General features: G+C 69.8%; 24 protein-coding genes. 11 read left to right on the top strand and 13 right to left on the bottom strand.

Going from position 1 to position 24,147, the window contains the following annotated elements; translation table 11 throughout:
* Positions 1–78: 78 nt before the first annotated feature.
* From OHT21_RS32190 to OHT21_RS32180, 3 genes are all read left to right on the top strand, one after another.
* On the top strand, positions 79–1,104 hold the full coding sequence (locus OHT21_RS32190; protein WP_328771782.1) for a LacI family DNA-binding transcriptional regulator: 1,026 nt from the start codon (positions 79–81) through the stop codon (positions 1,102–1,104).
* Between the two features lie 79 nt (positions 1,105–1,183).
* On the top strand, positions 1,184–3,370 hold the full coding sequence (locus OHT21_RS32185; protein WP_328771781.1) for a glycoside hydrolase family 36 protein: 2,187 nt from the start codon (positions 1,184–1,186) through the stop codon (positions 3,368–3,370).
* Positions 3,371–3,621: 251 nt separating this feature from the next.
* Positions 3,622–4,233: a Uma2 family endonuclease gene (locus tag OHT21_RS32180; protein ID WP_328771780.1), complete on the top strand. Its 612-nt coding sequence runs from the start codon at positions 3,622–3,624 to the stop codon at positions 4,231–4,233.
* A gap of 96 nt (positions 4,234–4,329) precedes the next feature.
* Here the strand turns inward: OHT21_RS32180 and OHT21_RS32175 are convergent, their stop codons facing one another.
* The 10 genes from OHT21_RS32175 to OHT21_RS32130 form a co-directional block, all read right to left on the bottom strand.
* Positions 4,330–4,803, bottom strand: a complete 474-nt coding sequence (locus tag OHT21_RS32175; RefSeq protein ID WP_328771779.1) for a DUF6069 family protein — start codon at positions 4,801–4,803, stop codon at positions 4,330–4,332.
* Between the two features lie 108 nt (positions 4,804–4,911).
* On the bottom strand, positions 4,912–5,328 hold the full coding sequence (locus tag OHT21_RS32170) for a gamma-glutamylcyclotransferase family protein (RefSeq protein ID WP_328771778.1): 417 nt from the start codon (positions 5,326–5,328) through the stop codon (positions 4,912–4,914).
* Positions 5,325–5,651, bottom strand: a complete 327-nt coding sequence (gene cutA, locus OHT21_RS32165) for a divalent-cation tolerance protein CutA (RefSeq protein WP_328771777.1) — start codon at positions 5,649–5,651, stop codon at positions 5,325–5,327. Before cutA ends, OHT21_RS32170 begins: the two co-directional genes overlap by 4 nt.
* A gap of 66 nt (positions 5,652–5,717) precedes the next feature.
* On the bottom strand, positions 5,718–5,888 hold the full coding sequence (locus tag OHT21_RS32160; RefSeq protein ID WP_328771776.1) for a hypothetical protein: 171 nt from the start codon (positions 5,886–5,888) through the stop codon (positions 5,718–5,720).
* Between the two features lie 199 nt (positions 5,889–6,087).
* Entirely contained in the window at positions 6,088–6,900 is an 813-nt protein-coding gene (locus OHT21_RS32155) for a methyltransferase domain-containing protein (protein ID WP_328771775.1), read from the bottom strand.
* Positions 6,901–7,066: 166 nt separating this feature from the next.
* Positions 7,067–8,728: an AMP-binding protein gene (locus OHT21_RS32150; RefSeq protein ID WP_328771774.1), complete on the bottom strand. Its 1,662-nt coding sequence runs from the start codon at positions 8,726–8,728 to the stop codon at positions 7,067–7,069.
* Positions 8,729–8,780: 52 nt separating this feature from the next.
* Positions 8,781–9,704, bottom strand: coding sequence for an NAD-dependent epimerase/dehydratase family protein (locus tag OHT21_RS32145; protein ID WP_328771773.1), 924 nt, complete (start codon positions 9,702–9,704; stop codon positions 8,781–8,783).
* Positions 9,705–10,350: 646 nt separating this feature from the next.
* Complete coding sequence (locus OHT21_RS32140) at positions 10,351–11,400, bottom strand: LLM class flavin-dependent oxidoreductase (RefSeq protein WP_328771772.1); 1,050 nt, start codon at positions 11,398–11,400, stop codon at positions 10,351–10,353.
* Between the two features lie 99 nt (positions 11,401–11,499).
* A complete protein-coding gene (locus OHT21_RS32135; RefSeq protein ID WP_328771771.1) occupies positions 11,500–12,180 on the bottom strand; it encodes a Clp protease N-terminal domain-containing protein in 681 nt (226 codons plus the stop codon).
* 129 nt (positions 12,181–12,309) lie between these two features.
* Positions 12,310–12,912: an NADPH-dependent FMN reductase gene (locus OHT21_RS32130; protein ID WP_328774299.1), complete on the bottom strand. Its 603-nt coding sequence runs from the start codon at positions 12,910–12,912 to the stop codon at positions 12,310–12,312.
* A gap of 313 nt (positions 12,913–13,225) precedes the next feature.
* Here OHT21_RS32130 and OHT21_RS32125 point away from each other — a divergent pair, with 313 nt between their 5' ends.
* The 6 genes from OHT21_RS32125 to OHT21_RS32100 all read left to right on the top strand — a co-directional run bounded on the left by OHT21_RS32125 (position 13,226) and on the right by OHT21_RS32100 (position 20,283).
* Complete coding sequence (locus tag OHT21_RS32125; protein ID WP_328771770.1) at positions 13,226–13,786, top strand: hypothetical protein; 561 nt, start codon at positions 13,226–13,228, stop codon at positions 13,784–13,786.
* An 861-nt stretch (positions 13,787–14,647) separates the two neighbouring features.
* Entirely contained in the window at positions 14,648–15,862 is a 1,215-nt protein-coding gene (locus OHT21_RS32120; RefSeq protein ID WP_328771769.1) for an NAD(P)/FAD-dependent oxidoreductase, read from the top strand.
* Positions 15,862–18,456: a nitrite reductase large subunit NirB gene (gene nirB / locus OHT21_RS32115; RefSeq protein ID WP_328771768.1), complete on the top strand. Its 2,595-nt coding sequence runs from the start codon at positions 15,862–15,864 to the stop codon at positions 18,454–18,456. The genes OHT21_RS32120 and nirB overlap by 1 nt, the downstream gene beginning before the upstream one ends.
* Complete coding sequence (gene nirD, locus OHT21_RS32110) at positions 18,453–18,812, top strand: nitrite reductase small subunit NirD (protein ID WP_328771767.1); 360 nt, start codon at positions 18,453–18,455, stop codon at positions 18,810–18,812. Before nirB ends, nirD begins: the two co-directional genes overlap by 4 nt.
* 46 nt (positions 18,813–18,858) lie before the next feature.
* Entirely contained in the window at positions 18,859–19,443 is a 585-nt protein-coding gene (locus tag OHT21_RS32105; RefSeq protein ID WP_328771766.1) for a TetR/AcrR family transcriptional regulator, read from the top strand.
* A 72-nt stretch (positions 19,444–19,515) separates the two neighbouring features.
* On the top strand, positions 19,516–20,283 hold the full coding sequence (locus OHT21_RS32100; protein WP_328771765.1) for an SDR family NAD(P)-dependent oxidoreductase: 768 nt from the start codon (positions 19,516–19,518) through the stop codon (positions 20,281–20,283).
* Positions 20,284–20,298: 15 nt separating this feature from the next.
* On the opposite strand, the gene OHT21_RS32095 is transcribed toward OHT21_RS32100, so the two are convergent.
* The 3 genes from OHT21_RS32095 to OHT21_RS32085 form a co-directional block, all read right to left on the bottom strand.
* Entirely contained in the window at positions 20,299–21,225 is a 927-nt protein-coding gene (locus tag OHT21_RS32095; RefSeq protein WP_328771764.1) for an oxidoreductase, read from the bottom strand.
* Positions 21,226–21,288: 63 nt separating this feature from the next.
* Complete coding sequence (locus OHT21_RS32090; protein ID WP_328771763.1) at positions 21,289–22,164, bottom strand: NmrA family NAD(P)-binding protein; 876 nt, start codon at positions 22,162–22,164, stop codon at positions 21,289–21,291.
* Entirely contained in the window at positions 22,164–22,586 is a 423-nt protein-coding gene (locus OHT21_RS32085) for a nuclear transport factor 2 family protein (RefSeq protein ID WP_328771762.1), read from the bottom strand. Before OHT21_RS32085 ends, OHT21_RS32090 begins: the two co-directional genes overlap by 1 nt.
* A gap of 96 nt (positions 22,587–22,682) precedes the next feature.
* Between OHT21_RS32085 and OHT21_RS32080 the strand changes: the two genes are divergently transcribed.
* The gene (locus tag OHT21_RS32080) at positions 22,683–23,276 is read left to right on the top strand and encodes a TetR/AcrR family transcriptional regulator (RefSeq protein WP_328771761.1); all 594 of its coding nucleotides are present in this window, start codon (positions 22,683–22,685) and stop codon (positions 23,274–23,276) included.
* A 56-nt stretch (positions 23,277–23,332) separates the two neighbouring features.
* On the top strand, positions 23,333–24,073 hold the full coding sequence (locus OHT21_RS32075) for an SDR family NAD(P)-dependent oxidoreductase (RefSeq protein WP_328771760.1): 741 nt from the start codon (positions 23,333–23,335) through the stop codon (positions 24,071–24,073).
* Positions 24,074–24,147: the final 74 nt, after the last annotated feature.

Below are 24,147 nucleotides of genomic sequence, written 5' to 3'. Positions count from 1 at the left end.
TCTGTCAACACCTGTTGCAGCAATAAGCAGCACCAACACTGAAGTGGCCAGTGCGGTAACCAGGGAGTGACCGTTCACATGAGGAGCGTTCAAGAGCCCACCATCAGGGACGTCGCCCGCGCGGCCGGCGTCTCGTACCAGACCGTCTCGCGCGTCATCAACGGCAACGAACGCGTCGCCGAAGCCACCCGCCGACGGGTGCAGACCGCCATCGGCGAACTCGGCTACCGGCCCAACCGGGCCGCCCGCGAACTCGCCGGCAAGGCGGTCCGCTCGCTGACCGTGCTCACCTCCGACACCTCCCTGTACGGCAACGCGGCGGCACTGCGCGGCATCGAGGAGGCCGCGCGCACGGCGGGGTTCGCGGTCTCGATCAGCGTGCTCGACCGCCACGCGTCCCTGGACGCCGAGGAGTTGCGGGCCCGGTTGGTACGCCCCGGCGAGCCCGTGATCGTCATCGCCTTCGACGCGGCGGGCGTCCGGGCGCTGGAGCTGCTGCCCGCGGACGTACCCGTGACGGCGCTGGTCGAGCGCCCACCGGGCGACGACCCGGACCCCCGGCACGTATGGCTCGACGACCGCCTCGCCGCCACCCGCGCCACCCGCCACCTGCTGGGCCTCGGCCATCCGACCGTGCACTGCCTCGCCCTCCCCTCGTCCACGGCACACACCGCACAGCGGACGGAGGGCTGGCTGGACGCCCTGTGGGAAGCGGGAGTCGACGCCCCTGCGCCGATCGACGGCGGCTGGACGCCACGCTCCGGTCACCTCGCGGCGCGCACGCTCCTGGAACGCCACCCCGACGCCACCGCCGTACTGTGCGGCAACGACGACCTCGCGCTCGGGATGCTGCGTGCGGCACGGGAGGCCGGGCGCCGGGTGCCCGACGAGCTGAGCGTCGTGGGCTTCGACGACACGCCCGCGTCCGCGTACCTCGCTCCGGCGCTGACCACGGTGCGGCTGGACTTCGAGGGGCTCGGGCGTACGGGTTTCGGCTTGCTGCATCGTCTGCTGGATCCGTCGGCTCCGGGGCAGGAGCCTTGTGCGGAGCCGGAGTTGATCGTGCGGGAGAGTACGGGGCCCGGTGGCAGGGGTAACGGTTGACTTGTTGACTTGAAGATCACGGCATCACGGCATCACGGCATCAGGACATGAGTCATCAGGGCTATCGCGGGGAGATCGGGTGACGCAGGACCACGGCAACGGCGTACGGCACTATCGCTGGGGGCATTCGGAGCTCGCGGTCGACTTCGATTTCGGCGGGGCCGGTGGGGTCGAGGAGGCAGGTGAGGCTGGGACCGGCGGGGCGAGCGGGGCCGCCTGGGCCGCCGGTGTCGGCGGGGAGTCGCCTCGGTTGCTGCGGGTGGCGCGGCCCGGTGATCCGGAGCCCAAGGATGAGGATGCCGAGGTCCGTGATGCCGGGTTGCCGCTGGTCGATCTGGTGCTGGCCGGTGAGGGTACGGGGTTTTCGGGGCCGCGGTTCACAGGGACGGCGCTCGGGCCGCGGCTGAGATACCGGGCACACGTTGCCACGTACGACGACGACGGCTGGCATCGTCTGACCGTCGAACTCCACGATCCCGCAAGCGAGTTGGTGGTCTTCGCGGAGTATGCCTCGCCCGACGGGGTGCCGGTGCTGCGCTCCCGGGTACGGCTCCGCAACAACGGCTCCGCGCCGGTCACCGTGCGCTCGGTCAGCAGTCTGCTGCTGGGCGCCCTGCCCTCCCCCGACGATCTGCTCGTGTTCCGGGCGCGCAACGACTGGCTCGCCGAGTGCCGTTGGTACGCCGAGCCGCTGCGGGCGTCCGTGCCCGACATCGGCCGGGACGTCCACGAGCACGACAGCCGGGCCGCGGTGCGCCTGGCCGGGCGGGGCAGCTGGCCGACCGACGGGCACTTGGCGATGGGCGCCCTCAACCACCGTACGGACGAACGCAGTTGGCTGTGGCAGATCGAGTCCGCGGCGAGCTGGTCCTGGGAGGCGGGGGAGGCCGGCGGACACACGTATCTGACGCTCGGCGGTCCGACCTCGGACGAGCACGGCTGGCGTGAAGTCCTGGAGCCCGGCGGGGAGTTCAGCAGCGAGTGGGGGGCGCTGGCCCTCGGCGTGTGCTTCGACGGAGCGCTGGCCGCGCTGACGACGTACCGCCGTCTCGTCCGCCGCCCGCACCCCGACCACGAGCGGCTCCCCGTCATCTTCAACGACTACATGAACACGTTGATGGGCGACCCGACGACGGAGAAGCTGCTGCCGCTGATCGACGCGGCGGCCTCGGCCGGGGCGGAGTACTTCTGCATCGACACCGGCTGGTACGACGATGACGCGGCGGGCTGGTGGGACAGCGTCGGCGCCTGGCTGCCGTCCGCCGGGCGGTTCCCCGGCGGGGGGCTCGGGGCGGTGCTCGACCGTGTCCGCTCGCGCGGGATGGTGCCGGGGCTGTGGCTCGAGCCGGAGGTCGTGGGCGTCCGCAGCGACGTCGCGCGCTCGCTGCCGGATGAGGCGTTTCTGCGGCACGAGGGTGGCGTGCGGGTCACCGAACAGGGCCGTCATCAGCTGGACTTGACGCATCCGGCGGCCCGGGCGCACCTCGACGAGACGGTGGACCGTCTCGTGGGTGAGTGGGGTGTGGGTTACCTGAAGCTGGACTACAACATCACCACGTCCGTGCCGGGGTTGCTCTCGCATACGCGGGCGTGGCTGTCCTGGCTGTCGTCGGTACTTGACCGCCACCCATCGCTGGTGATCGAGAACTGCGCGTCCGGCGGTATGCGCATGGACGGCTCGTCCTTGGCGGTGGCTCAGCTGCAGTCCACGTCCGACCAGCAGGATCTGCTCCGCTATCCGCCGATCGCGGCGGCTGCGCCTACGGCTGTGCCGCCGGAGCAGGGGGCGGTGTGGGCGTACCCACAGCCCGAGTTCTCGGACGACGAGATCAACTTCACGTTGGGTACGGCGTTGCTGGGGCGGGTGCATCTGTCCGGGCATCTGGATCGGATGTCGACGGGGCAGCTTTCGCTGGTACGGGACGCTGTGGCGACGTACAAGTCGATCCGGGGGGATCTGCGGGCGGGGGTGGCGTTCTGGCCGCTCGGGTTGCCGGGGTGGGGGGATGAGTGGGTGGCTTTGGGGGTGCGGGTGCGGGTGCCTCCGGCGGGGGTGACGTATCTGTCGGTGTGGCGCCGGGGCGGCGAGGCCGAACAGACGCTCTCCGTGCCGCACTTGGCGGGTCGGGGGGACGTACGGGTGGACGTCTTGCATCCCTCGGCGCCGACCGGCACGGCGGAGTGGGACGGGGAAGCGGGGGTGCTGCGGGTGGTGTTGCCGGTGGCTCCTGGGTCACTGTTGGTGCGGGTTGCCTCCGGCGGTTGAGCAGGTGGGTTCGTTTTTGCTGCGGCGCCGTCGTGGCTGCTCGCGCCTACGAACCGAACGCACCTCCCGGTAGGCGCCCCGCTCAACCGCCGGGGGCTTCGCGGCGGAGCCGCACATTGGTACAACCGGGGAGGGGCGGGGCTGGGGACCGGACCAGGTGATCACTTTCGGGTGAACGGGCCGGAACGGGACAGGGTGTCTGCAGCCTGCCTACGATGATGCTCTCGACACCAGCCCACGGGAGGCACGTGATGTCCGCAGCATCCATCGAGCGGCCCCATGAGCACCGCCCTCTGATCACGGAGGCGAACCGGCTCATGGACCGCAATCCGGGCTACCGCGTCGAGATCATCGGAGGACAGATCCTCGTGACCCCGCCACCGGACGGCCCGCACGCCGTAGCCCTGACCGATCTCATGTTGCCCTTCCTGACCGCCGGTCTCCACGGGACGGAGTCGAGGGTGGTACAGGGAGTCGGCCTGTGGCTGCCGACCGGCACCGAGGACTACGCGATCCCCGATCTCTCTCTAGTGGACGCCGACTTCCAGGACCATTACGTCGAGAACAACTGCTACGACCCCGTCTGCTTCCGCCTGGTCCTGGAGGTCACCTCCAGCAACTACCGGACCGACCTGCGCGACAAGGTGAAGGCATACGCCAGCGCCAAGATCCCGGTCTACGTGATCGTCGACCGTAAGCACCAGCGCCTCCACGTCCTGACCGACCCCGCCGGGGACGATTACGAGAAGCACCGCCCGCACTCCCCCGGCGAGGTCGTCACCCTGCCCGAGGCAGTCGGCGCCGAAGTCACCCTCGACGTCAAGCAGATCCTGCAGGCCGGTCGCCGGTCAGCCGAAGGCTGAGTGAACGCCTCCATACGCCCCCACCCCACCCACCCGTAGTGGCACCCTCGGCGATACCGAGGGTGCCACTACGGGTGGGTGGGGCTGTCCCCTTCGTCACCGGCGGTGGTGGGCGAGGCGGCGGGCCAGTACGGGGATGATCACTGCGGCTGCGACCACGTGGGACACGGCCAGGACGATCTGGGTGGACGTGGCGGTGTGCGGGGCGGCGGCCGGGCCCGCGAGGGAGAGGGCCGTGAGGGCGACGGTGATCGTCACGAAGGTACGGGCGGGACGCTTGGCCCAGCGGGCGAGAACCACCGCGAGGACGATCCCGGCGATCGACCAGAACACCACGCCTCCGGCGAAGCCGCCGACCGGAATCTCCGCGGCCTCCTTGGCCCCGGGACTGGCCGCGTCCATCGGTACGCCGACGCCGCGAGCGATCAGCCCGAAAACTTCGGTCACAACGGCCCCGGCGAGGGTGGCCAGCACACCGACCAGCCACACGGGCCGCGTGGCGAGGGACCGGATCGAGGAGGGGGAGGAGGACTGGGCGATGGTCTGGGTCTGGGGCGCGGTCGCGGTCATGGCTCTGACTCCTGTTTGTCGTACGGGGGTTGGTGTTCCTTTCGTAGATGTAGACCGGGGGGCGTCAGAAAACTGAGCGGTGACTGGACGACATTTTTTGCCCGCTCCTCAACAACCCCGCGCCCGCCAGTCCCCGCCCTCGATGAGCTTGCCGCGGATCCGCAGGCGGGCGGCGACGGTAGGTGCGGCCACGTACACCCAAGCCTGGAGGCTCGTGCCGTCCTCCCGCATCACGTCCCGGGCCACGCGCTCGTACAGGTTGCTTGGATCCCCCGGTGCGTAGTCCTCCAACCGGTCGAGGGCGAGCAGGAGTTGGTCGTACCGCTCGGGGACGGGAGTGATCAGCTCGCCGCAGACCATGCCACCGGGCTCCTCGACGGCGTACGGGTAGCCGGGCCCCTCGTACAGCACCGCCCCCGCCAGCCGCCCCGGCACCTCGGAAACGGTGTGCCCGAGCAGGAAGAGGTCGTGGTTGGGCTCTCCGGGGCGGAGCGTTCCGTACACGAAGATGGGTGGGCGACTCACCCCGCCGTCTCCTGCTCAAGCCACTCGAGATACGCCGCGCTCCCCCGCACGATCGGCGTGGCGATGATCTCCGGCGTGTCGTAGTCGTGTGCCTCGCGCAGGTACACCTCGAGTTCCGCGTACCGCGTTTCCGTGGTCTTGAAGAGCACCTGCCACTCGGACGCGGTCTCGATCTCCCCCTTCCACCGGTAGACGGACGTGACCGGCCCGGAGATCTGCGCGCACGCGGCCACGCGTGCCGCGACCGCGCCGCGCGCGAGTGCGTCCGCCTTCTCCGGGGCGTCGGTCGTGGTCAGGACGGTGAGCCAGTCGGGCATGGCCATGATCGATCTCCTTTGCAGACCTTCGCAGAACGATTCTCGCTCCTCACACGTACGGTCGCTTCGGGCTTACCTCCGGGGCGACGGCCGTACGCCGGGAAACGCGGGCGTCACACGGGTGTCCGTCCTGGCGTCCTCCATGTCGTCCGCGGTCGCCTCTCGCAGGGTCGGCAGCACCTCGCCCTTCGGGTCGGAGACGGAGACGCGTACGGCTCGCTCGGTGAGGGCGAGTTCCACCAAACTGCCCTGCTTGCCAAGCAGTTGACGACCAGACCCGCACACTGAGCTTTTCCAGCCTCGCCAGAGGGGGCCGAGGAGTCACCCTGGAGCCGGTGGCCGGATGCCCTCGGGGCAGGTGTCACCGCAAGCCCAGGAGCCGCCCCTTGCCCGATCGAGCTGAACCGGCCTCGCATGCACTCCCGACCGAACGGCTCCACCCCTACGACGCCAGGCGGGCCGTGGTGACGAAGAAGGTCGCCGTGGCGGTGAAGGCGTTCCGGCGAGAGAGATCGCTCAGGTCGTCCTTCCACCGCGCCGCCGCCTCCTCGCTGACGGCGCCTTGGGCGAGAGCCGCCGTCAGGGCCGGCTCCAGTACGACGCCGAACGCGGACGCGTGGTCGTTCAGAGCCGCCATGACGGGAACGACCTCGATGTCGGTGAATCCCGCGTCGGCGAGGTGGTAGGCACTGCAGGTGCCGGCGTGGGGATTCGGGACGGCTGAGCAGAACGCGTCCTTGACCGCGTCGGTCGTCTCCGGGATCCGCGAACTCAGCACCATCGACCCGAGATCGGGGTCCGCGAGAACGATTGTCCCGCCCGGCCTCAGCACCCTGCGGGCCTCGGACAGTGCCTCGGCGGGATCGCCGAAGTGGAGGAAGGTCCGCTCGGACCGGTACCACGACAGTTCACCGTCCTCGAACGGCAGCTCGAAGGCGCTGCCCCTGACGACGCGACAGTGCGGGAACCTGGCCAGGGCCGCGTCAACCATGGCCTGGCTGCTGTCGACCCCCACGGCGTCCTTACCGAGCCGTACGAGATCCGCGACGGCGCGGCCGGCGCCGCACCCGATGTCCGCTCCCTTGCCCTCGGCGGCCTCCAGGGCGCGGTAGGTGATTTCCCGCACTGCGCGGCCGCTCTCGCTCTCCTCCATCTTCTGCAAATAGGCGATGAAGTCCTCGGGGACGCCGGACGAGTCGACGTCGTGGAAGCGTGCGGCAAGGCTTTCGGCGGTGCGTGGTCCGGTGGTGTCCACGTGCTGATATCTCCCGTCAGGGGGTGCCTGATGCTTCAGTGCGGATAGCGCTTGTCGATGAGCCAAATCAGCTTATGTGCTACGTAGGGTCGGAACAGGGCCTGGTAGTCGGGTCGCCGGGGGATGATTGTCCGGGCGACCCGGACGGGCATAGTGCAAGGACCCCTTAGTCAGCTGCGCGGAGATGAAGCCGTTCCCGGAGCAGGTTCTTCCGCACCTTGCCGGTCTCGTTGCGCGGCAGTTCGGGCAGGAGTTCCAGGCGGGATGGCCGGCACCATTCACTCATGCCGAGCCCGCCGAGCCAGTCGCGCAGGCCCTCGAGGGTGGGCGTCCGCTTCCCCGGGACGACGACCGCACAGGCGAGCTCGCCGCCGTGGCCGTCCGGGTAGCCGACCAGGGCGACATCCCGAACGTCGGGGTGGTCCAGCAGTGCCGACTCGACATCACTGACCGGGATCATGATGACGCCGATCCGGTCTTCGGCACGGCCGTGCAGCCGGATGCCGCCGTGGCCGTCCGGTGCCGCGAGGTCACCGGTGTCGTACCAGCCGTCGTTGTGCTCGGCGAGCACGGTCAACCGACCGTCGTCCCGGCCCCAGGTGGCCAGACACAGCGAAGGACCGCGGACGAAGAGACGCCCGGGTTGGTCGTCGCTGATCGGGTGGTCGGCCCGCAGGTCGATCTCATGGCCCGGGGCGGGGCGCCCGACGGTGCGTCCAGCCAGCTCCGGGTGTTCTCCGGAGCGGGTGAAGACATTGGCGCCCTCAGTCATGCCCCAGCCCACATCCAGTGGGATTCCGAAGGTCTCGGTCACCCGCCTGAACAGCGGCTGCGGGACCGTGGTGCCTCCCGCGCGGATGATCCGCACGGTGGGCAGCCGCAGCGAGGTGCGTTCCATCGCGTCGATCAGGGCGGAGAGGAAGACGGGGACGATGACTATCCAGCTGACCTGGGCCTCGGCCAGGAAGGGAATGACAGCCTCCGGCTCCCAGCGGTCCGTGATGACCGCGCAGGCGCCGCGGTGCAGCGGCATGAAGATCCCCATGGTGAGGCCGACGATGTGCGTCGCCGCGTTCGGTGAGTAGACGCGGCTGGCGGGGCCGATTCCGTCGGCGGCCGCAACGGCGGCGTACCAGGCGTAGCAGGTGTTCATGGTGTGCAGCACGGCCTTCGGCTCGCCGGAGGTGCCGGAGGTGAACAGCACCAAGGAGACCCGGTCCGGGTCCACGACGGACGCATCCGGCAGGGTGCTGTGCTCTGTGTGCTCGAAGTACTCGCGGAAGTCGAGTTCCCCGTCGTCCCCGTCGTGCCCGTCTGCGGGCCGCTCGCCGAGCACCACACGGTGGCGCAGTGCGGGCAGCCGGGGGGCCATCTCGGCCAGCGCCGCGGCGTGTTCGAAGTTGTCCAACCGATCGATGGTCACGCAGACGACGGCATCCAGCCGGCGGAGCATCCGCTCCAGCTCACGGGGGCGGAACGCGCACATGATCGGCGCGGCGACGGCCCCGAGCCGGGCGCAGGCCAGTACCAGCGGTCCGACCTGCCAGAGGTTCGGCAACTGCATCGCGACAACCTGACCGCTGCGCACCCCCAGCGCGTGCAATGCGCCGGCGAAGCGGTCCACATACTCGGCGTACTGCGCGTAGCTCAGCTGCAGGAGGCCCCGGCCGGCCTCCGACACGAGAAGGGCGGGGGCGTCGGGAGTCTCGGCACGCCACCGCGCCAGGTCGTCCAGGATGGTGTCGGCGCGCCAGAGGTCCTCCTTGCGGTACTGCTCCACGGTGGTGGCGGAAGGGCGCAACCTGGTGATCGGGTTCACAATTTCCACGTCCAATAAGGTAAATCCGTAAGTTTATTTCGTTTGGTTCCGTTGGGGCCGGTCATTCCTGGCCCAGCCCGTCGCGCCAGCTGGGCCGCAGCGGCTTCCAGCCCAGCGTCGTACGGGCCCGGTCGTTGGACGCGCCGTGTGCCGCGGTGAGTTGATGGGTCATGTACCAGCCGAGCAGCCGGGGCGCGTGGTCCGCCGGGATCGTCCGCGGGGACGGGCCGCCGAGCACCTGGGCGTAGTGCGGGAGCCATTGCGCGGCCGGGGCCGGCTCGTCGTCCGTCACATGGAACACCCCGATGGCCTCCGATTCGACGGCAGCGACCGTGGCCCCCACGGCGTCCTCCACGTGCAGGAACGACGTGATCCCGGCGCCGTCCCCGGGCAGCGGGAACTGTCCGGCCAGCACCGCTTGGGCAGCCCCGCCGGTACGGGCATACAGGGTGCCGGGGCCGTACAGCGTGCCGTACCGCAGCACCACGCCGGCGAGCGGCCCGCTGTCCAGAACCAACCGCTCCAGCTCGGCGACGGCCCGTACGGTGGCAGCCCAGCCCGGGTCGGGGGCGTCCACATACAGCGGCGCGTCCTCGTCGAGGACCGACTCCCCGGCCGGGGCGGCGGCGAAGGCGATGGACTGCGCGACCAGCCGCCGCGCACCGGCCGCCCGGGCCGCCTCGATGAGGTTGGCGGTGCCCTCGGTACGCAGCCGCGCGGTCAGCGCGAAGGCCGCCACAGGGTCGTCGCCCAGCAGCCGTAGCGCCGACATCTGATGGACGACCACCTCGGGCCGGGCGGCCGACACTGCCGACAACACGGCCTCGCGGTCGAGGGCGTCGGCGACCACGATGCTGTCCGCCTCCGGGCTCCGCTCCCGCGATTCCTGGCGTACCAGCGCGCTCACCTCATGACCCCGCGCCCGCAGCGCGCCCACCAGGGGGTGTCCGATCACTCCGGTGGCCCCGGCGACGAGAATGCGCATGGTTCAGTCCTCCGTATTGGTAGAGAGGGGAATGGCGACCCGCATCAAACGAAATAATTTGCCAGTTATCAGCATGAGTAATGCGCCTTCCCGGCCCAGCGGCCGCACGGCAAGGGCCGGCGGCGACTTCGAGCGAAACATTCCGGAAAGCCCAGCCACTGCACCCCGTCACCTGTGCCCGAAAAGCGGCGGTCGTATAACTTTCAAGCCTTGCCACGCATCAGCATTCCCCCCGTGATCACTCGTTGACAAGGTGACGCCGCTAGTAAATTTTTATGCGAACTACCGCATGATTATTGATAATAAATCGACAGGAATGCCAGCCTTGACGACGCCGAGCAGGGATGTTCGTGGGCTGTTGTGCGGAAATTAGCGAGGTGACACGTCGCTGTGTGCTCTGCACCTGTTTGGGAGACCTGTCCGCACCCATAACTGCATCGGATATTTTGTGGCTGTTGTGATGCGCAGAGGGCGCCTAATTCCTTTCCCCCCGCGCGACCTCCTCCCGGTTAAAACGTACGAGTCCATGGAGCATGGTGATGATCGTGCGGGGGCATTCGGCTGCGAAATCGAACCGGACCGACCCCGTCCCCTATGAGTGAGCCGTCCCGGGAGCCTGGATCAGCAGTTCGGCAACCGTGTCCGGTCACGCGAACGCCGGCATGATCCGCTCCTGAATGAGGCGGAGCTGGGTGTTCACGTCTGCCACCTCCGCCAGGTCCCGGCCCGTGAAGGCCTTGACCAAGGCGCGGTCGGTGAGGGCGCAGATCATGTGGTTCACGCCGGTGGGGGCGATCTCGCGCTGGATCTTGTCGCGGCATTCCTCGGGGGTGCCCGCTATGGAGAGGCGCTCGGCTATCTCCGGCGTCGTCAGTTCGATGCCTCGGGCCAGGTCGCCGGCGGCGATGGCGTCGATGATCGGCTTGAGTTCGGTGGGGTCGACGCCGTTGCGGCGTAGTTGTTCCTCGGGCATCGAGGAGGCGTAGATGCCGACCATGCTGCGTGCCGCGTCCTTGGCGGCGGCGGAGTCGGGGCCGGTCGCGAAGACGACCCAGGCGCCGATGTCCAGGGACTGCCAGTCCTTGCCGGCGCGCTCGGCCCCGGCCCGGATGTGCCGCACCGCGTACTCGTACGCCTCGCGCGTGTAGCTCAGCGCGTGATGGCAGCCGTCGGACAACTCCCCTGCCGCTTCGAAGGACTTGGGCCCGCGCATCGCACCGAGCTTCAGCGGCACCCGGCTCTGGACCGGTCGCGCGAACGTGAACAGGCCTTCGTACGAGGAGAATTCGCCGTCGTACGAGATCGTGCCCTCGTCCAGCAGCGTGCGCACCACATGCAGCGCTTCCTTGACGCGGGACAGCGGGCGGGTGCGGGACCAGTCGATCTTGTACTGGGCGAGAAGCCCGAAGTTGCCGCTGGAGAGCACGGCCTCCGCGCGTCCGCCGGACAGTTCGTCGAGTGTGGCGACGGCCTGCGCGATCAGGGTCGGTTCGCGGAGGGTCACCGGGGAGACGCTCGGGCCGAGGCGGATGCGGCTGGTCTGCCCGGCGGCCGCGGCGAAGAGGAGCCACAGGTCCTTGTGCCAGGTCTCGTCGGCGGCGTAGCAGGCATGGAAGCCGAGTTCGTCGGCGAGTTTGATCGAGTCCAGGGACTCCGCGAGGGGATAGTCGGGGAGCAGCGCGTAGCTGAACTTCACGATGTCACCTTCCGAAGAGGGGGACGGCGGTCAGTACGGGTCTCTCCACGAGGATGGGAAAAACGGCGCCCAACTGTCCAGCGTTTTCAAGCCTGTTGGCTACCCCTCGTCCGATGCGGCCGTCGTGAAGCCGGCCTCGGTCAGTACCGTCGCCGCGACCCCACGGCCGACCCGGATGAGGCCCGTCAGCAGGTGATCGCAGTCGATGAGGGCGGAGCCCGCTTGCTCCTCCGCCAGGGCGATGGCCTTGCGGGAGTAGGGAGTCCAGGCGATCCGTTCGGCGGCTTGTGAGGCGCCCATGCTCAAGTGCGCCTCGACCGAGCGGTGTACGACGTCGGGGGCGACTCCGGACGCCTCGAGGAGCCGGGTGGCGTTGTTGGGCTTCGCGGTGAGGCCCCACAGCAGGTGCTCGGTGCCTATGTAGTTGTTGCGGTGCTGCACCGCGGCCCGCTTGACGTGGGTCATCGCCTCGCGGAGGTCGTCGGTCATCGTCTCGGGGGCGTATCGCTTGTGGGGGGCGTGGAAGCGCTGCTGCACCGCCTGCCGAGTGACACCCAGCGCGGCCCCGATGTCGGTCCACGAGCAGCCGTGCATCCGGCAGTGCTCGACATAGTCCTCGACCAAGTCGTCTGCCAGGGCCTGCAGTTGGCCGGAAAGCTGCGCGGCCACGGTCAGCAGGGCGAGCCAGTCCGGCTGCTCCGTACCGCCGCCGGGTCGGTGTGCGGTGTCGCAGGTGCGGTCGACTTCCGCGATGAGTTCGTCGAGGTCTGGGAGAGGCATGAGGCAAGTGCGCCTTGACAGTTGAGGATTGTCAAGGAGCGCTTGCCTATCCGTCGGCGCGAGGAGCGAAAACGCGTCACTCGCCGTCGGAATCGTCGGAACCTTCGGACAGCCGACCCCCCGTCACCGTCATCCCGCGTACGGGCGCACCTTCTTCGCCTCCTTCAACGTCCGTCCCCACCACTCCAGTTGGTCCAGCATTCCCTTCGCGGCGGCGTTCGGAGTCGCCGGGTCCTTGTGGCGGCCCTCGTCGTCGAAGTGGGCGCCGGCGTTATGGAAGGAGACGGTGTCGCGGACGGTGACGGCGTGGAGTTCGGCGAAGACCTGACGGAGGTGCTCGACGGCACGGAGGCCGCCGGAGAGTCCGCCGTACGAGACGAAGGCAACGGGTTTGGCCTGCCACTCGGTGTAGTGCCAGTCGATGAGGTTCTTCAGGGGCGCCGGGAAGGAGTGGTTGTACTCGGGGGTGAGGACCACGAAGGCATCGGCGCCGGCAAGCTTCGGCCTGACCTTGGCGAGCTCGGCGGTCACCTCGGCGGACGGCGAGTGGGACAGGGCCGTCGGCAGTCGCAGGTCGGCGGTGTCGACGACGTCGGCCTCGATGTCGTCGCGCTCGCGGATGCGGCCCAGCAGCCAATCGGCGACCACGGGTCCGAAGCGGCCCTCGCGGTTGCTGCCGATGATCAGGGCGACGCGGATGGGTTCGTCTGTGGTGGAGTGCGTGGGGTTCATGGAGTTCACGAGGACAGGCTCTTATCTCAACCAAAGTTGAGGTCAAGTGTTGCCGGGCAGCTTGTCGGGACCGCCCGATCGGGCCACCAATGGAGCCGTTCATCGGCGAGTGCTGGTCACCCGTTCACACCCGCGCCCCACGCACCGCCGGTACTTTTTACTCGTACGTCCGTGACCTGCCGAAACGCTGTCGGGCACCCTGGCCGACGCAGCTGCTGACACCTCTTCTGACGCCTCATCAGGAGGCGTTCCGGGCGGACTGGCACTTACCTCGACAGTGCAGGGATGCGACCGAGGTGGAGGAGCGAGCACGATGCGCACAGGGCGTCTGCTGACCGGTACCGCGCTGGCGCTCGCCGCTGCGGGCCTCCTCGCCGCGCCTGCCTATGCGCAGGCGTTCGCGTTCGCGCTGGGCTCGGACACCGGTCCGCTGGAGGTGTATCCGGCGACCGTCGCGCCTGGTGCCGAGGTCACGGTGAACACGGCGTTGTGTGGTGCGGATGGGGCGATGACGGGGGACGCGAGTGCGGTCGGCGCGGGGGCGTTTGCGCTGACGCCCAGCGCGCACGAGCGGAACGCGGTCGGGCGGTTCCGGGTGCCGGCGTCTGCGCAGCCCGGAACGTACGAGATTGTCGCGCTCTGTTCCAGCGGTACGCGGCTGACGGGGGATCTGGAGGTCGCGCTGGCCCATGTGAAGGGGGCCGAGGAGGAGGCCGGGGAAGCGGTGCGGCCGCGAGGGGGTGTGAAGACGGGCGTCGGTGGTGCGGTTGGCTCCGGCCCTGTGCAGGCTGCGGCGGGAGTGGCGGTGGTTGCCGTCGCCGCCGCGGGCGGTACCTGGTTCCTGGTTCGCCGGGCGAGAGGCGACGGGGCCTGACGGACACCTCCGCTGTCCATCAGTACCGCTGTCCCCTTCCCCTTCGGGTCCGATGCCCCTCGCGGCCCGCGGGGGAGGGGGTTTTCTTTCCCCGGCCCCGCCCCTTCCCGGCTGTATCAATTTTGCGGCTCCGCGTGGGGGGCTGCGCCCCAGGCCCCCCTGCCTCCGGCGGGGTGGGTGGGGCGTGCCTACCGCGGGTTCGTGGGTGGGTGAGTGCCTACCGGGGCGGGGGTGACAGTCGTGTCGCGGCTGCGGGTGCGTTGTGGCTGGTCGCGCAGTTCCCCGCAGCCCGGAAAGCCCGCCGGGAGGGAGCCCGCACCCCCATGGCCCCGCAGCCGCCCACGGCGGCAAGGGGACGGGGCGGGGGTGTGCGCCCGCAGCGGCCGGCGCGCCAACACCGGCACCCCCTACCAGCCGACAGCAACGCGCGCCGGTCCGAGGACGGACACCCCCGACGCGGCCCCGCACCCACCACCCACCCAAGCGGCGCGGGGCTGTGACATATGCGGCTCCCCCGCGTGGGCGCGACCAGCCACACTCAACCCGCAGCCGCCCAACCGCCGGAGGCAACCCGCGTGGACGCGACCAGCCACAACGGCGCCGTCAGCCGACAACGAACCCAACCGCCCAACCGCCGGAGGCACCCCGCGTGGGCGCGACCAGCCACAACCGGGCCGCCAGCCGACAACGAACCCAACCGCCGGAGGCACCCCGCAGGGCTGCGCGACCAGCCACCACGGCGCCGCTGCCGAAAGCGAACCCAACCCTCACACCGCCGGAGGCACGTCGCTGAGGGCAGCGTTCCCCGCGGGAAACAACCGTGATGCCACCGGGTAACACCCACCCCGCACCCTCGACACCATGACCTCGAATACGCGTGTGGTGGTGATCGGCGCCGGCCTCGCGGGCGTGCGGCTCGCCCGGCGGCTCGGCGAGCTCGGGCTGCGCGCCACGCTCATCGGCGAGGAGGAGCACACCCCGTACAACCGGGTGCTGCTCGCCGAAGTGCTGGCCGGCCGGTACGCCCCCGAGGTGATCGCCCTGCCGGCACCGGCGGACCTGGTCCGCTCCCGAGTCACCCGCATAGACCGCGCGGAGCGCCACGTGCACTGCGAGGACGGCTCCGTGATCGCATACGACACGCTGGTCCTGGCGACCGGGTCGAACGCGAAGCTGCCACCCCTCCGCGGGCTCTTCACCGAGGACCACGTACTGCCGGAGGGCGTCCATGCCTTCCGTACGATGGACGACTGCCTCGGCCTGTCCAAGGCCGTACGCCCGGACGCCCGAGCCGTCGTCATCGGCGGCGGCCTCCTCGGCGTCTCCGCCGCCCGCGCCCTCGCCGCCCGCGGCGCGCAGGTCATGCTCGCGCAGCAGGCCGAACGCCTCATGGAACGCCAACTCGACCCGTCCGCCTCGAAGTTGGTCCTCCGCCACCTGAAGGACCTCGGCGTCGAGGTGCACACCGAGTGCCGCGTACGGGACGTGCGCTGCGTCGGCGGAGCCGTCCGCTCGGTCGAGCTGGCCGACGGGTACGCGCTCGACGCCGACCTGGTGGTGCTGACCTGTGGCGTGCACCCGCGCGTCGGTCTGGCCCAGGACGCGGGTCTCGCCGTACACAAGGGCGTCATCGTCGACGACGAGCTTCGTACGTCCGACCCGCACATCCGGGCGATCGGCGACTGCGCGCAGCACGCGGGCACCGTCTACGGTCTCGCGGCGCCCGCCCTCGAACAGGCCGAAGCGCTCGCCGAACTGCTGGCGACGGGCGCGGGCGCCGCCCGCTACACCGGCACCCGCGCCCTCACCCGCCTGACCCTCGCCTCCGGCACCCCGCTCGACCTCGCCGCCTTCGGCGAGCCCACCCCGCAGCCCGGTGACGACGTCATCCAGCTCGCCGACGCGACCCGCGGCACCTACCGCAAGGTCGTCGTCCGCAACGACCGCGTGGTCGGCGGCGTACTCGTCGGCGAACTCGGCACCGTAGGCGCGCTCGCCCGCGCCTGGGAGGGAGCAGAGCCGCTCCCCCAGACCGGCCCTCTGCTCCACCTGCTCACCAACGATGGAGGCTCCTGATGACCGCCACTGGGGCGACCCCCACGATCGTGCTCGTCGGCCATGGCATGGTCGGCCAGCGCTTCCTCGAGGCGCTCGCCGAGCGCGGCCTGACCGCCACGCACCGCGTGGTCGTGCTGTGCGAGGAGCCGCGCCCTGCGTACGACCGCGTGGCGCTGACCTCGTACTTCTCGGGCAAGACGCCCGAGGACCTCTCGATGACGGACATGGCGTTCATCGAGAAGGAGGGCATCGAGCTGTACGTCGGCGACCCGGCGGAGACCATCGACCGTGAGGCGCGCAGGGTGACCGCCCGTTCCGGTCTTGTCGTCGACTACGACGTCCTCGTCATGGCCACCGGCTCGTACCCGTTCGTGCCGCCGGTCCCGAACAAGGACGCCGAGGGCTGCTTCGTCTACCGCACGATCGAGGACCTGCTCGCGATCGAGGAGTACGCGAAGACGAAGGCGACGACCGGTGCCGTGGTCGGCGGCGGTCTGCTCGGTCTGGAGGCCGCGGGCGCGCTCAAGGGTCTCGGGCTGAACGCCCACATCGTGGAGTTCGCGCCGCGCCTGATGCCGGTGCAGGTCGACGACGGCGGTGGCGCCGCCCTGCTGCGCACGATCGCGGACATGGGCCTGTCCGTCCACACGGGCGTGGGCACGCAGGAGATCGTGACCGACGACTCGGGCGCCGTGACCGGCATGAAGCTGTCCGACGGCTCCGAACTGGCCACCGACATGGTGGTGTTCAGCGCCGGTGTACGTCCCCGCGACCAGCTCGCCCGAGACTGCGGCCTGACCGTCGGCGAGCGCGGCGGCATCACGGTCGACGAGCAGTGCCGTACGGTCTCCGACCCGCACGTCTTCGCGATCGGCGAGTGCGCGCTGGCCTCCGACGGCAAGGTGTACGGCCTGGTGGCCCCCGGTTACGAGCAGGCCGAGACCGTGGCCGCGACGATCGCGGCGGACGAGGCCTCCTTCACCGGTGCCGACATGTCGACCAAGCTGAAGCTGCTCGGCGTGGACGTGGCCTCCTTCGGTGACGCGCACGGAACGGCCGAGGACTGCCTGGACGTCGTCTACTCCGACTCCCGCTCGGGCCTGTACAAGAAGCTGGTCATCGGCCGCGACGGCGAGCTGCTCGGCGGCATCCTGGTCGGCGACGCGGACGCGTACGGCACGCTGCGCGCGCTGACCGGTTCCGTACCGCCCGTCTCCCCCGAGCAGCTGGTGCTCCCGGCGGGCTCGGGCGGCGGCGCCCAGCTCGGCCCCTCCGCACTGCCCGACGAGGCGGTCATCTGCTCCTGCCACAACGTCACCAAGGGCACCATCCGCGGCGCGGTCACCGACCACCAGTGCACCACGGTGCCCGAGGTCAAGAAGTGCACCAAGGCCGGTACGGGCTGCGGCAGTTGCGTCAAGGTCCTCGGCCAGCTCGTCAACGCCGAGCTGGAGGCCAGCGGCGTCGAGGTCGACAAGGGCCTGTGCGGCTGCTTCTCGCAGACCCGCGAGGAGCTGTACGAGATCGTCCTCGCCCTGCGCATCAACAAGTACCAGGACCTGCTGGACCGTTACGGCCGTGAGGGCGCCCGAGGTGGCGACGGCTGCGAGATCTGCAAGCCGGCCGTGGGCTCGATCATCGCCTCCCTCGCCCCCACGATCGGCGCGAGCGGCTATGTTCTGGACGGCGACCAGGCGGCCCTGCAGGACAGCAACGACCACTTCCTCGCCAACCTGCAGAAGAACGGCTCGTACTCGATCGTGCCGCGCATCCCGGGTGGCGAGATCACCCCCGAGAAGCTCATCGTGATCGGGGAGGTGGCGCGCGACTTCGGCCTCTACACGAAGATCACGGGCGGCCAGCGCATCGACATGTTCGGCGCGCGCGTCGAGCAACTCCCCCTGATCTGGGCGCGGTTGGTGGACGCTGGCTTCGAGTCCGGGCACGCGTACGGCAAGGCGCTGCGTACGGTGAAGTCCTGCGTCGGCCAGACCTGGTGCCGTTACGGCGTCCAGGACTCCGTACGCATGGCAATCGACCTGGAGCTGCGCTACCGGGGGCTCAGGTCCCCCCACAAGCTGAAGTCGGCCGTCTCCGGCTGCCAGCGCGAGTGCGCCGAGGCCCAGTCGAAGGACTTCGGCGTGATCGCCACGGCCAACGGCTGGAACCTGTACGTGGCCGGCAACGGCGGCGCCACCCCGCGCCACGCGGACCTGCTCGCACAGGACCTCTCCGACGCCGAACTGATCCGCCTGATCGACCGATTCCTGATGTTCTACATCCGCACGGCCGACCGCCTGGAGCGCACCTCGACCTGGCTGGAGCGGATCCCCGGCGGCCTGGACCACGTACGCGACGTGGTCGTGGACGACTCCCTGGGCATCTGCGAGGAGCTGGAGTCCCTGATGGCCGCGCATGTCGCGAACTACCGCGACGAGTGGGCCGAGACCATCAACGACCCGGAGAAGCTGTCCCGTTTCGTCTCCTTCGTGAACGCGCCGGACACCCCCGACCCCGTCGTCGGCTTCGTGCCCGAGCGCGACCAGATCAAGCCCGACCTGCCGCTGCTGACCATCGGCACCCGTCCCCTGGAAGGAAGCGCCCAGCGATGACCCTCGCACCCGAGACGACGACCCTGAAGGTCCAGCTTCGCGTCGACGACGCGGCGGACGACTGGTTCACGGTCTGCGACATCAGCGCGCTGATGCCCGGCCGCGGGGTGGCGGCCCTGCTCCCCGACGGCCGCCAGATCGCCCTCTTCCAGGACCGCGCGGGCCGCCTGTACGCCATCGACAACCGCGACCCGTTCACCGGCGCCGCCGTCCTCTCCCGCGGCCTCCTCGGCTCCCACCAGGGCCGCTCCTTCGTGGCCTCACCCCTGCTCAAGCAGCGCTTCGAGCTGGAGTCGGGGCGGTGCCTGGACGACGACGCGGTGACGGTGGCGACGTACGAGATCCGCACGACATAGAGCCATTACTTGACCGATCGTTTCAGAAAAACCTAGGCTGCTCCCCGTGGCCAGGACCAAGGAGTTCGATCCCGACGCCGCGCTGCAGTCAGCCCTCCGGCTGTTCTGGCGGCGCGGCTACGAGGCGACGTCGATGGCCGATCTCGAGAAGCACCTCGGTATCGGCCGCGCCAGCATCTACGCCACCTTCGGCAACAAGCGCGAGCTGTACCTGAAGGCGCTGGACCGCTACCGGCAGGCAACCGGTCCGCAGTTGCTGCGCGAGCTGTCCCAGCCGGGACCGGCCCTGCCCGGCGTGCGGGCGGTGGTACGCCGTTTCGCCACGGAGGCGACGGCCGAAGACCACCGCCTGACCGGCTGCTTCATCGTCAACTCGGCCGCCGAGCTGGCGCCGCACGACTCGGCGGCATGCCGCCTCGTGGAGGACAGCTGGGACCACCTGGAGACCCTGCTGCACTCGACCCTGGTCCGCGCGCAGACACAGGGCGAACTGCCCGAGGACCGCGATCCGCGCACCCTGGCCCGCATGCTGCTGGTCCTGCTGCAGGGACTGCGGGTCGTCGGCAAGGCGTCGACGGATCCGGGCCGGGTCCGGGACGCGGCGGAGCAGGCTCTGGCACTGCTCGACTGAGATTCAGGCACCCATGAGGGTGTCTTTCTCAGGCCCTCATACTGAACCGATCAGTCAAGAAAAGAGGAGATCATGACCCACCGCTTCACCGACAGGACCGCCCTCGTCACCGGTGCGGGCTCCGGCATCGGACGGGCCGTCGCGCTGGCCTTCGCCGCCGAGGGCGCGCAGGTCGTCGTCGCCGGGCGCCGACGGGAGCCGCTCGAGGAGACGGTCACGCTGATCGAGCAGGCGGGCGGCAAGGCGCTGGCCGTCACCGCCGACGTCACCCGGTCCGCCGACGTCCAGACCCTCGTCGACGCCGCCGTGGACCAGTTCGGCTCGCTCGACCTGGCGGTGAACAACGCGGGCGTCCTGGAGGCCGGCGGCCGGCCCGTCGCGGACGTCCCCGAGGACGCCTGGCGCCGCATGCTCGACATCAACGTCACCGGCGTACTACTCGCCCTCCAGGCCGAGGTCCGCCGGATGCGCACCCAGCCCGGCGGCGGCGCCATAGTCAACGTCGCCTCGCGGATCGGCGTGCACGGCCGCATCCCCGGCACCACCGCTTACGCCGCCACCAAGGCGGCCGTGTCGGTCCTCACCCGCGGCGCCGCCCTGGACCACATCGCCGACGGCGTCCGCATCAACGCCGTCAGCCCGGGCGCCTCCGCCACGCCCATGTCCCTGCGGCCGGGCGAGACGGAGGCCGACCGCGCGGAGCGCATGAAAACCGACGTGCCGCTCGGCCGGGTCTCCACGGTCGAGGAGATCGCGGCCGCGGTGCTGTACCTGACCTCGGACGACGCGGCGTCGGTGGTGGGCGCGGACCTGGTGGTGGACGGTGGCTCCACAGCCTGAGCGCACCCCCGCCACTCACCCCTTGAGGACGTCGTACGTCACTCCCGTGAGGCGTTCCGATTCCGCCCAGAGCCGTTCCCCCGCCGCGTCGTTGAGCGTCCACTTGGCGCGGCGGGACTTGGCGGGTGAGCCGCGCCAGTTGGCGAACGAGGGGCCCGTGAAGGAGTCCGGTTCGACGCCGGGTGCGGTGGCCGCGTACAGGATGGGCAGGGCGCCGGCTTCGGCGGACTGGGCGAAGAAACGGTTGCCGGTCCGCATGAACAGTTCGGCGGCCTTGCGGCGCTCCAGCCTGGGGCCCTTGGTCTGCAGGTTCGTGGCCGCGTAGCCGGGGTGGGCGGCGGCCGCCACGACGTCCGAGCCGGTCGCGGCGAGGCGGCGGGCGAGTTCGTGCGTGAAGAGCAGGTTGGCCGTCTTGGAACGGGAGTAGGCGAGCCAACGGTTATAGCGGCGCTCGCTGTTGAGGTCGTTGATGTCGATGTTGGCCACCGAGTGCATGGTGCTGGACACGGTGATGATCCGCGCGCCCGGCGTCTTCAGGAGCAGCGGCAGCAGAAGCCCCGTGAGCGCGAAGTGCCCGAGATGGTTGACCCCGAACTGGGTCTCGAAGCCGTCCACTGTGCGCCCGTGGGGCAGGGCCATCACCCCGGCGTTGTTGATGAGCAGATCGAGCCGCTCGTGATCGTAGGAGGCCACGAACTCCCTTACGGATTCCAGGCGCCCAAGATCAAGAGCCCTCAACTCGACCCGCGCATCGGGGATTTCCCCAAGGATCCGCTCCCGAGCACGGGCCCCCCGCTCCTCACTCCGGCAGGCAAGCACCACCTGGGACCCCCGCCGAGCCAGCTCCCGCGAAGTGGCCAGCCCGAGCCCACTGTTGGCACCGGTCACCACGGCGATACGACCGCCCTGCTCAGGAATGTCCTGCACACTCCAGCCGGCCATGACGGCTCCTTCTCACGGCGCCTTGAGGACCTCTCAACTCAGTACAAGACGTGCAGTCTCAGGCTAGCGGCGGTTCCGCTTTTCTACAGGTGCTGGTGGGTGCATCCCCAGATCCGCGAACGCGCGGAAGCTGCGCGGCGGGCGGCCGGTGAGGCGCTGGACCGTATCGGTGGTGCGGTCCTCGGCGCCTTCGGCGATGGCGCGATCCATGCCGGCGAGCATCGCAGCGAATTCGGCGGGCATGTCGGCGGCCAGGCGATCGCGCATCTGCTCGTAGGTCAACCGACGGTGGGTGGTGGTCCGGCCGGTGACCTGGGTGAGGATGGCGGCGATGTCGTCGTAGCTGAGCGCTTGCGGCCCGGTGATGATCAGGTCGGTGTTCGGGGCCCGCGTCTCGGTCAGTGCGTGCACGGCGACGGCGGCGATGTCGTCGGCGTCGACGAATCCGACGCGGCCGTCGTCGGCTGCCGTGTGGATGGTCCCGTACGCCTTGATGGTCCGGGCGTGCATGAGGGTGCCGGTGAAGTTCTGCATGAACCACGAGGGCCGCAGGACCGCCCACTGGTCGAACAGGCCGGGCAGGGCTTGGTGAACCTGTCCCACGGCAGGGCCTCCGGCGGGGATCGCCGACGAGCTGAGCAGGACGGCGCGCTGGACGCCTGCGGTGCGGGCTTGCTGGAGGAAGGGCAGCATGACGGCTGCCGGGTCCGAGGAGCCGAGCGGCGGGATGAGATAGACCCGGCCCACACCTTCGAGGGCGCCTTCGAAGGAGGCGGGGTCGCCCCAGTCGAACCGCACCGGACAGGACCCGTCCACGGGGGTGGCACGTCGGCTGGCGGCCTTGACGCGCCGGCCTGCGGCGGCCAGTCGGGCGGCGACGCGGCTGCCGGTGGTGCCGGTGGCTCCGATGACCAGGGTGGACTCCTGGGAGGCGCTCATCAGTTGCCCCCGGCGAAGTTGGTGGCGGGATCCTGGACGGCGAGCGGGTTCCAGTAGTCGCGGTAGCGGGCGATGAGGCCGTCCTTGACGGTGACAACGGCGATGTACGACATGTCGAAGGGGCGGTCGGTGTCCACCAGACGGCCCACACCGCGCATCTCGACCACGATGGTCTCCGGGGCGAGGGTCTGGTGGATCTCGACGTAGGGGAAGTCGTGCAGGTCTATGTGGTCGGGGTAGGCGCGCATGTACTCGGCGACGGCCGCCTTGCCCTCCAGTCGCTTCGGCCAGCCTTCCGGCGCGAAGGGGAACTCGAAGATCCCGTTCTCGTCCCACAGGTCGACCCAGGCGGGGATGTCCTTGTCCAGCAGTAACTGCAGGCCGTGACGGTACAGGTCCGCCGGTGCAGTGATCGCGCTCATGGGTTTACTCCATCCCGTACGATACGGACCGCGGGTCCGTTTCAGGAATGGTCGACGATACGGACCCGGGGTCCGCTTTGCAAACGGAGGAACCGCATGCCCGGACGCAAGCCACGCGCGGACGCAACTCGCAATCGGGAAGCCGTCCTTGCGGCTGCCGACGCACTCTTCGCCCGCGAGGGGAGCCCTGAGTCGGTCACCATGGCCGACATCGCGGCAGCAGCCGGCGTCGGCAAGGCGACGCTCTTCCGCGGCTTCGGTGACCGCACCGGCCTGATCCGCGCGCTGTACGAGATGCGGCTCGCCCCGATCAGGCTCGCCGTCGAAGAGGGGGCACCACCTCTGGGGCCGACCACTCCGCCGGCCCAGCGCGTGCCCGCCCTCCTCGAGGCCGTCCTGTGCTTCAAGATCGACAACCGCCACCTCGCCCTGGCCCTGGAGGGAACCGGCGGCGACAGCCCGTATGCGGCAGAGCACTACGAGCGGTGGCACGGCATACTCCAGACCGCGCTGGAGCAGATCCCCGGCCTCACCGACAGCAACTTCACCGCGCATGCTCTACTGGCCGCCACCCGCGCCGACCTCGTCGAACACCTCGCCGGCCAACAGCGGATGACTCGCGAGCAGATGCGCTCTCAACTGGCGGCCTTCACCGCCAGGGTCCTGGACTCCTGTCCGCCGCGGGATTGAACGCCAGGTCGGATTACCGCCAGCTTCCGGCGCTGGTGCCAGCGATGCTCAACGTCATGAAACGACTTGAGGGAAGCGTGGCTTTGATCACGGGTGGAAGCCGGGGTATCGGTGCCGCTGTGGCGTTGCGACTGGCCGAGGAAGGCGCCGACGTCGTCCTGACCTATGAGAACAGCGCGGAGCGCGCCGCCGAGGTGGTGGAGCAGGTCAAGACCCGGGGGCGCCGGGCTCTTGCCATCCAGGCTGACAGCGCGGTCCCTGAGGCACTCACCGCCGCGGTGGACGAGGCCGCCGCGACGTTCGGCAGACTCGACATCCTCGTCAACAACGCCGCCGTCTTTCTCGTCGGCCCACTTGAAGAACTGGGGTCGGCAGAGATCGATCGCACTCTGGCGGTGAACGTCCGGGCGCCGTTCGCGGCGTCCCAGGCGGCCGTGCGTCACATGGGCCGGGGCGGCCGCATCATCAGCATCGGCAGCAATGTCGCCGAGCGTGCGGTCTTCCCCGGACTGGCGCTGTACTCGATGAGCAAGACGGCTCTGGCCGGGATGACGAAGGGCCTGGCCCGAGAACTCGGCCCGCGTGGAGTCACCGTCAATCTGGTGCATCCCGGCCCCACCGACACGGATACCAATCCCGCCGACGGGCCGAACGCCGCGGTGATCGCCGGCTTCACGGCTGTTGGCCGCTATGCGGAAGCGGCCGAGATCGCGGCCACCGTCGCCCACCTGGCGAGCACGGACGGCGCGTACATCACCGGAGCCTCGATCCATGTCGACGGCGGCTTCACCGCCTGACACGCGACTTCGATTTCGCAATCAAGCTGAGGCAGAGTGTGTCGGCTGTGGGTGTTACACGTCGGGGAAATCTG

The sequence above is a fragment of the Streptomyces sp. NBC_00286 genome (assembly GCF_036173125.1).
Lineage (GTDB): Bacteria > Actinomycetota > Actinomycetes > Streptomycetales > Streptomycetaceae > Streptomyces.
The sequence above is the reverse complement of the archived record's forward strand: the minus strand, read 5'-3'. Positions and strand labels throughout refer to the sequence as shown.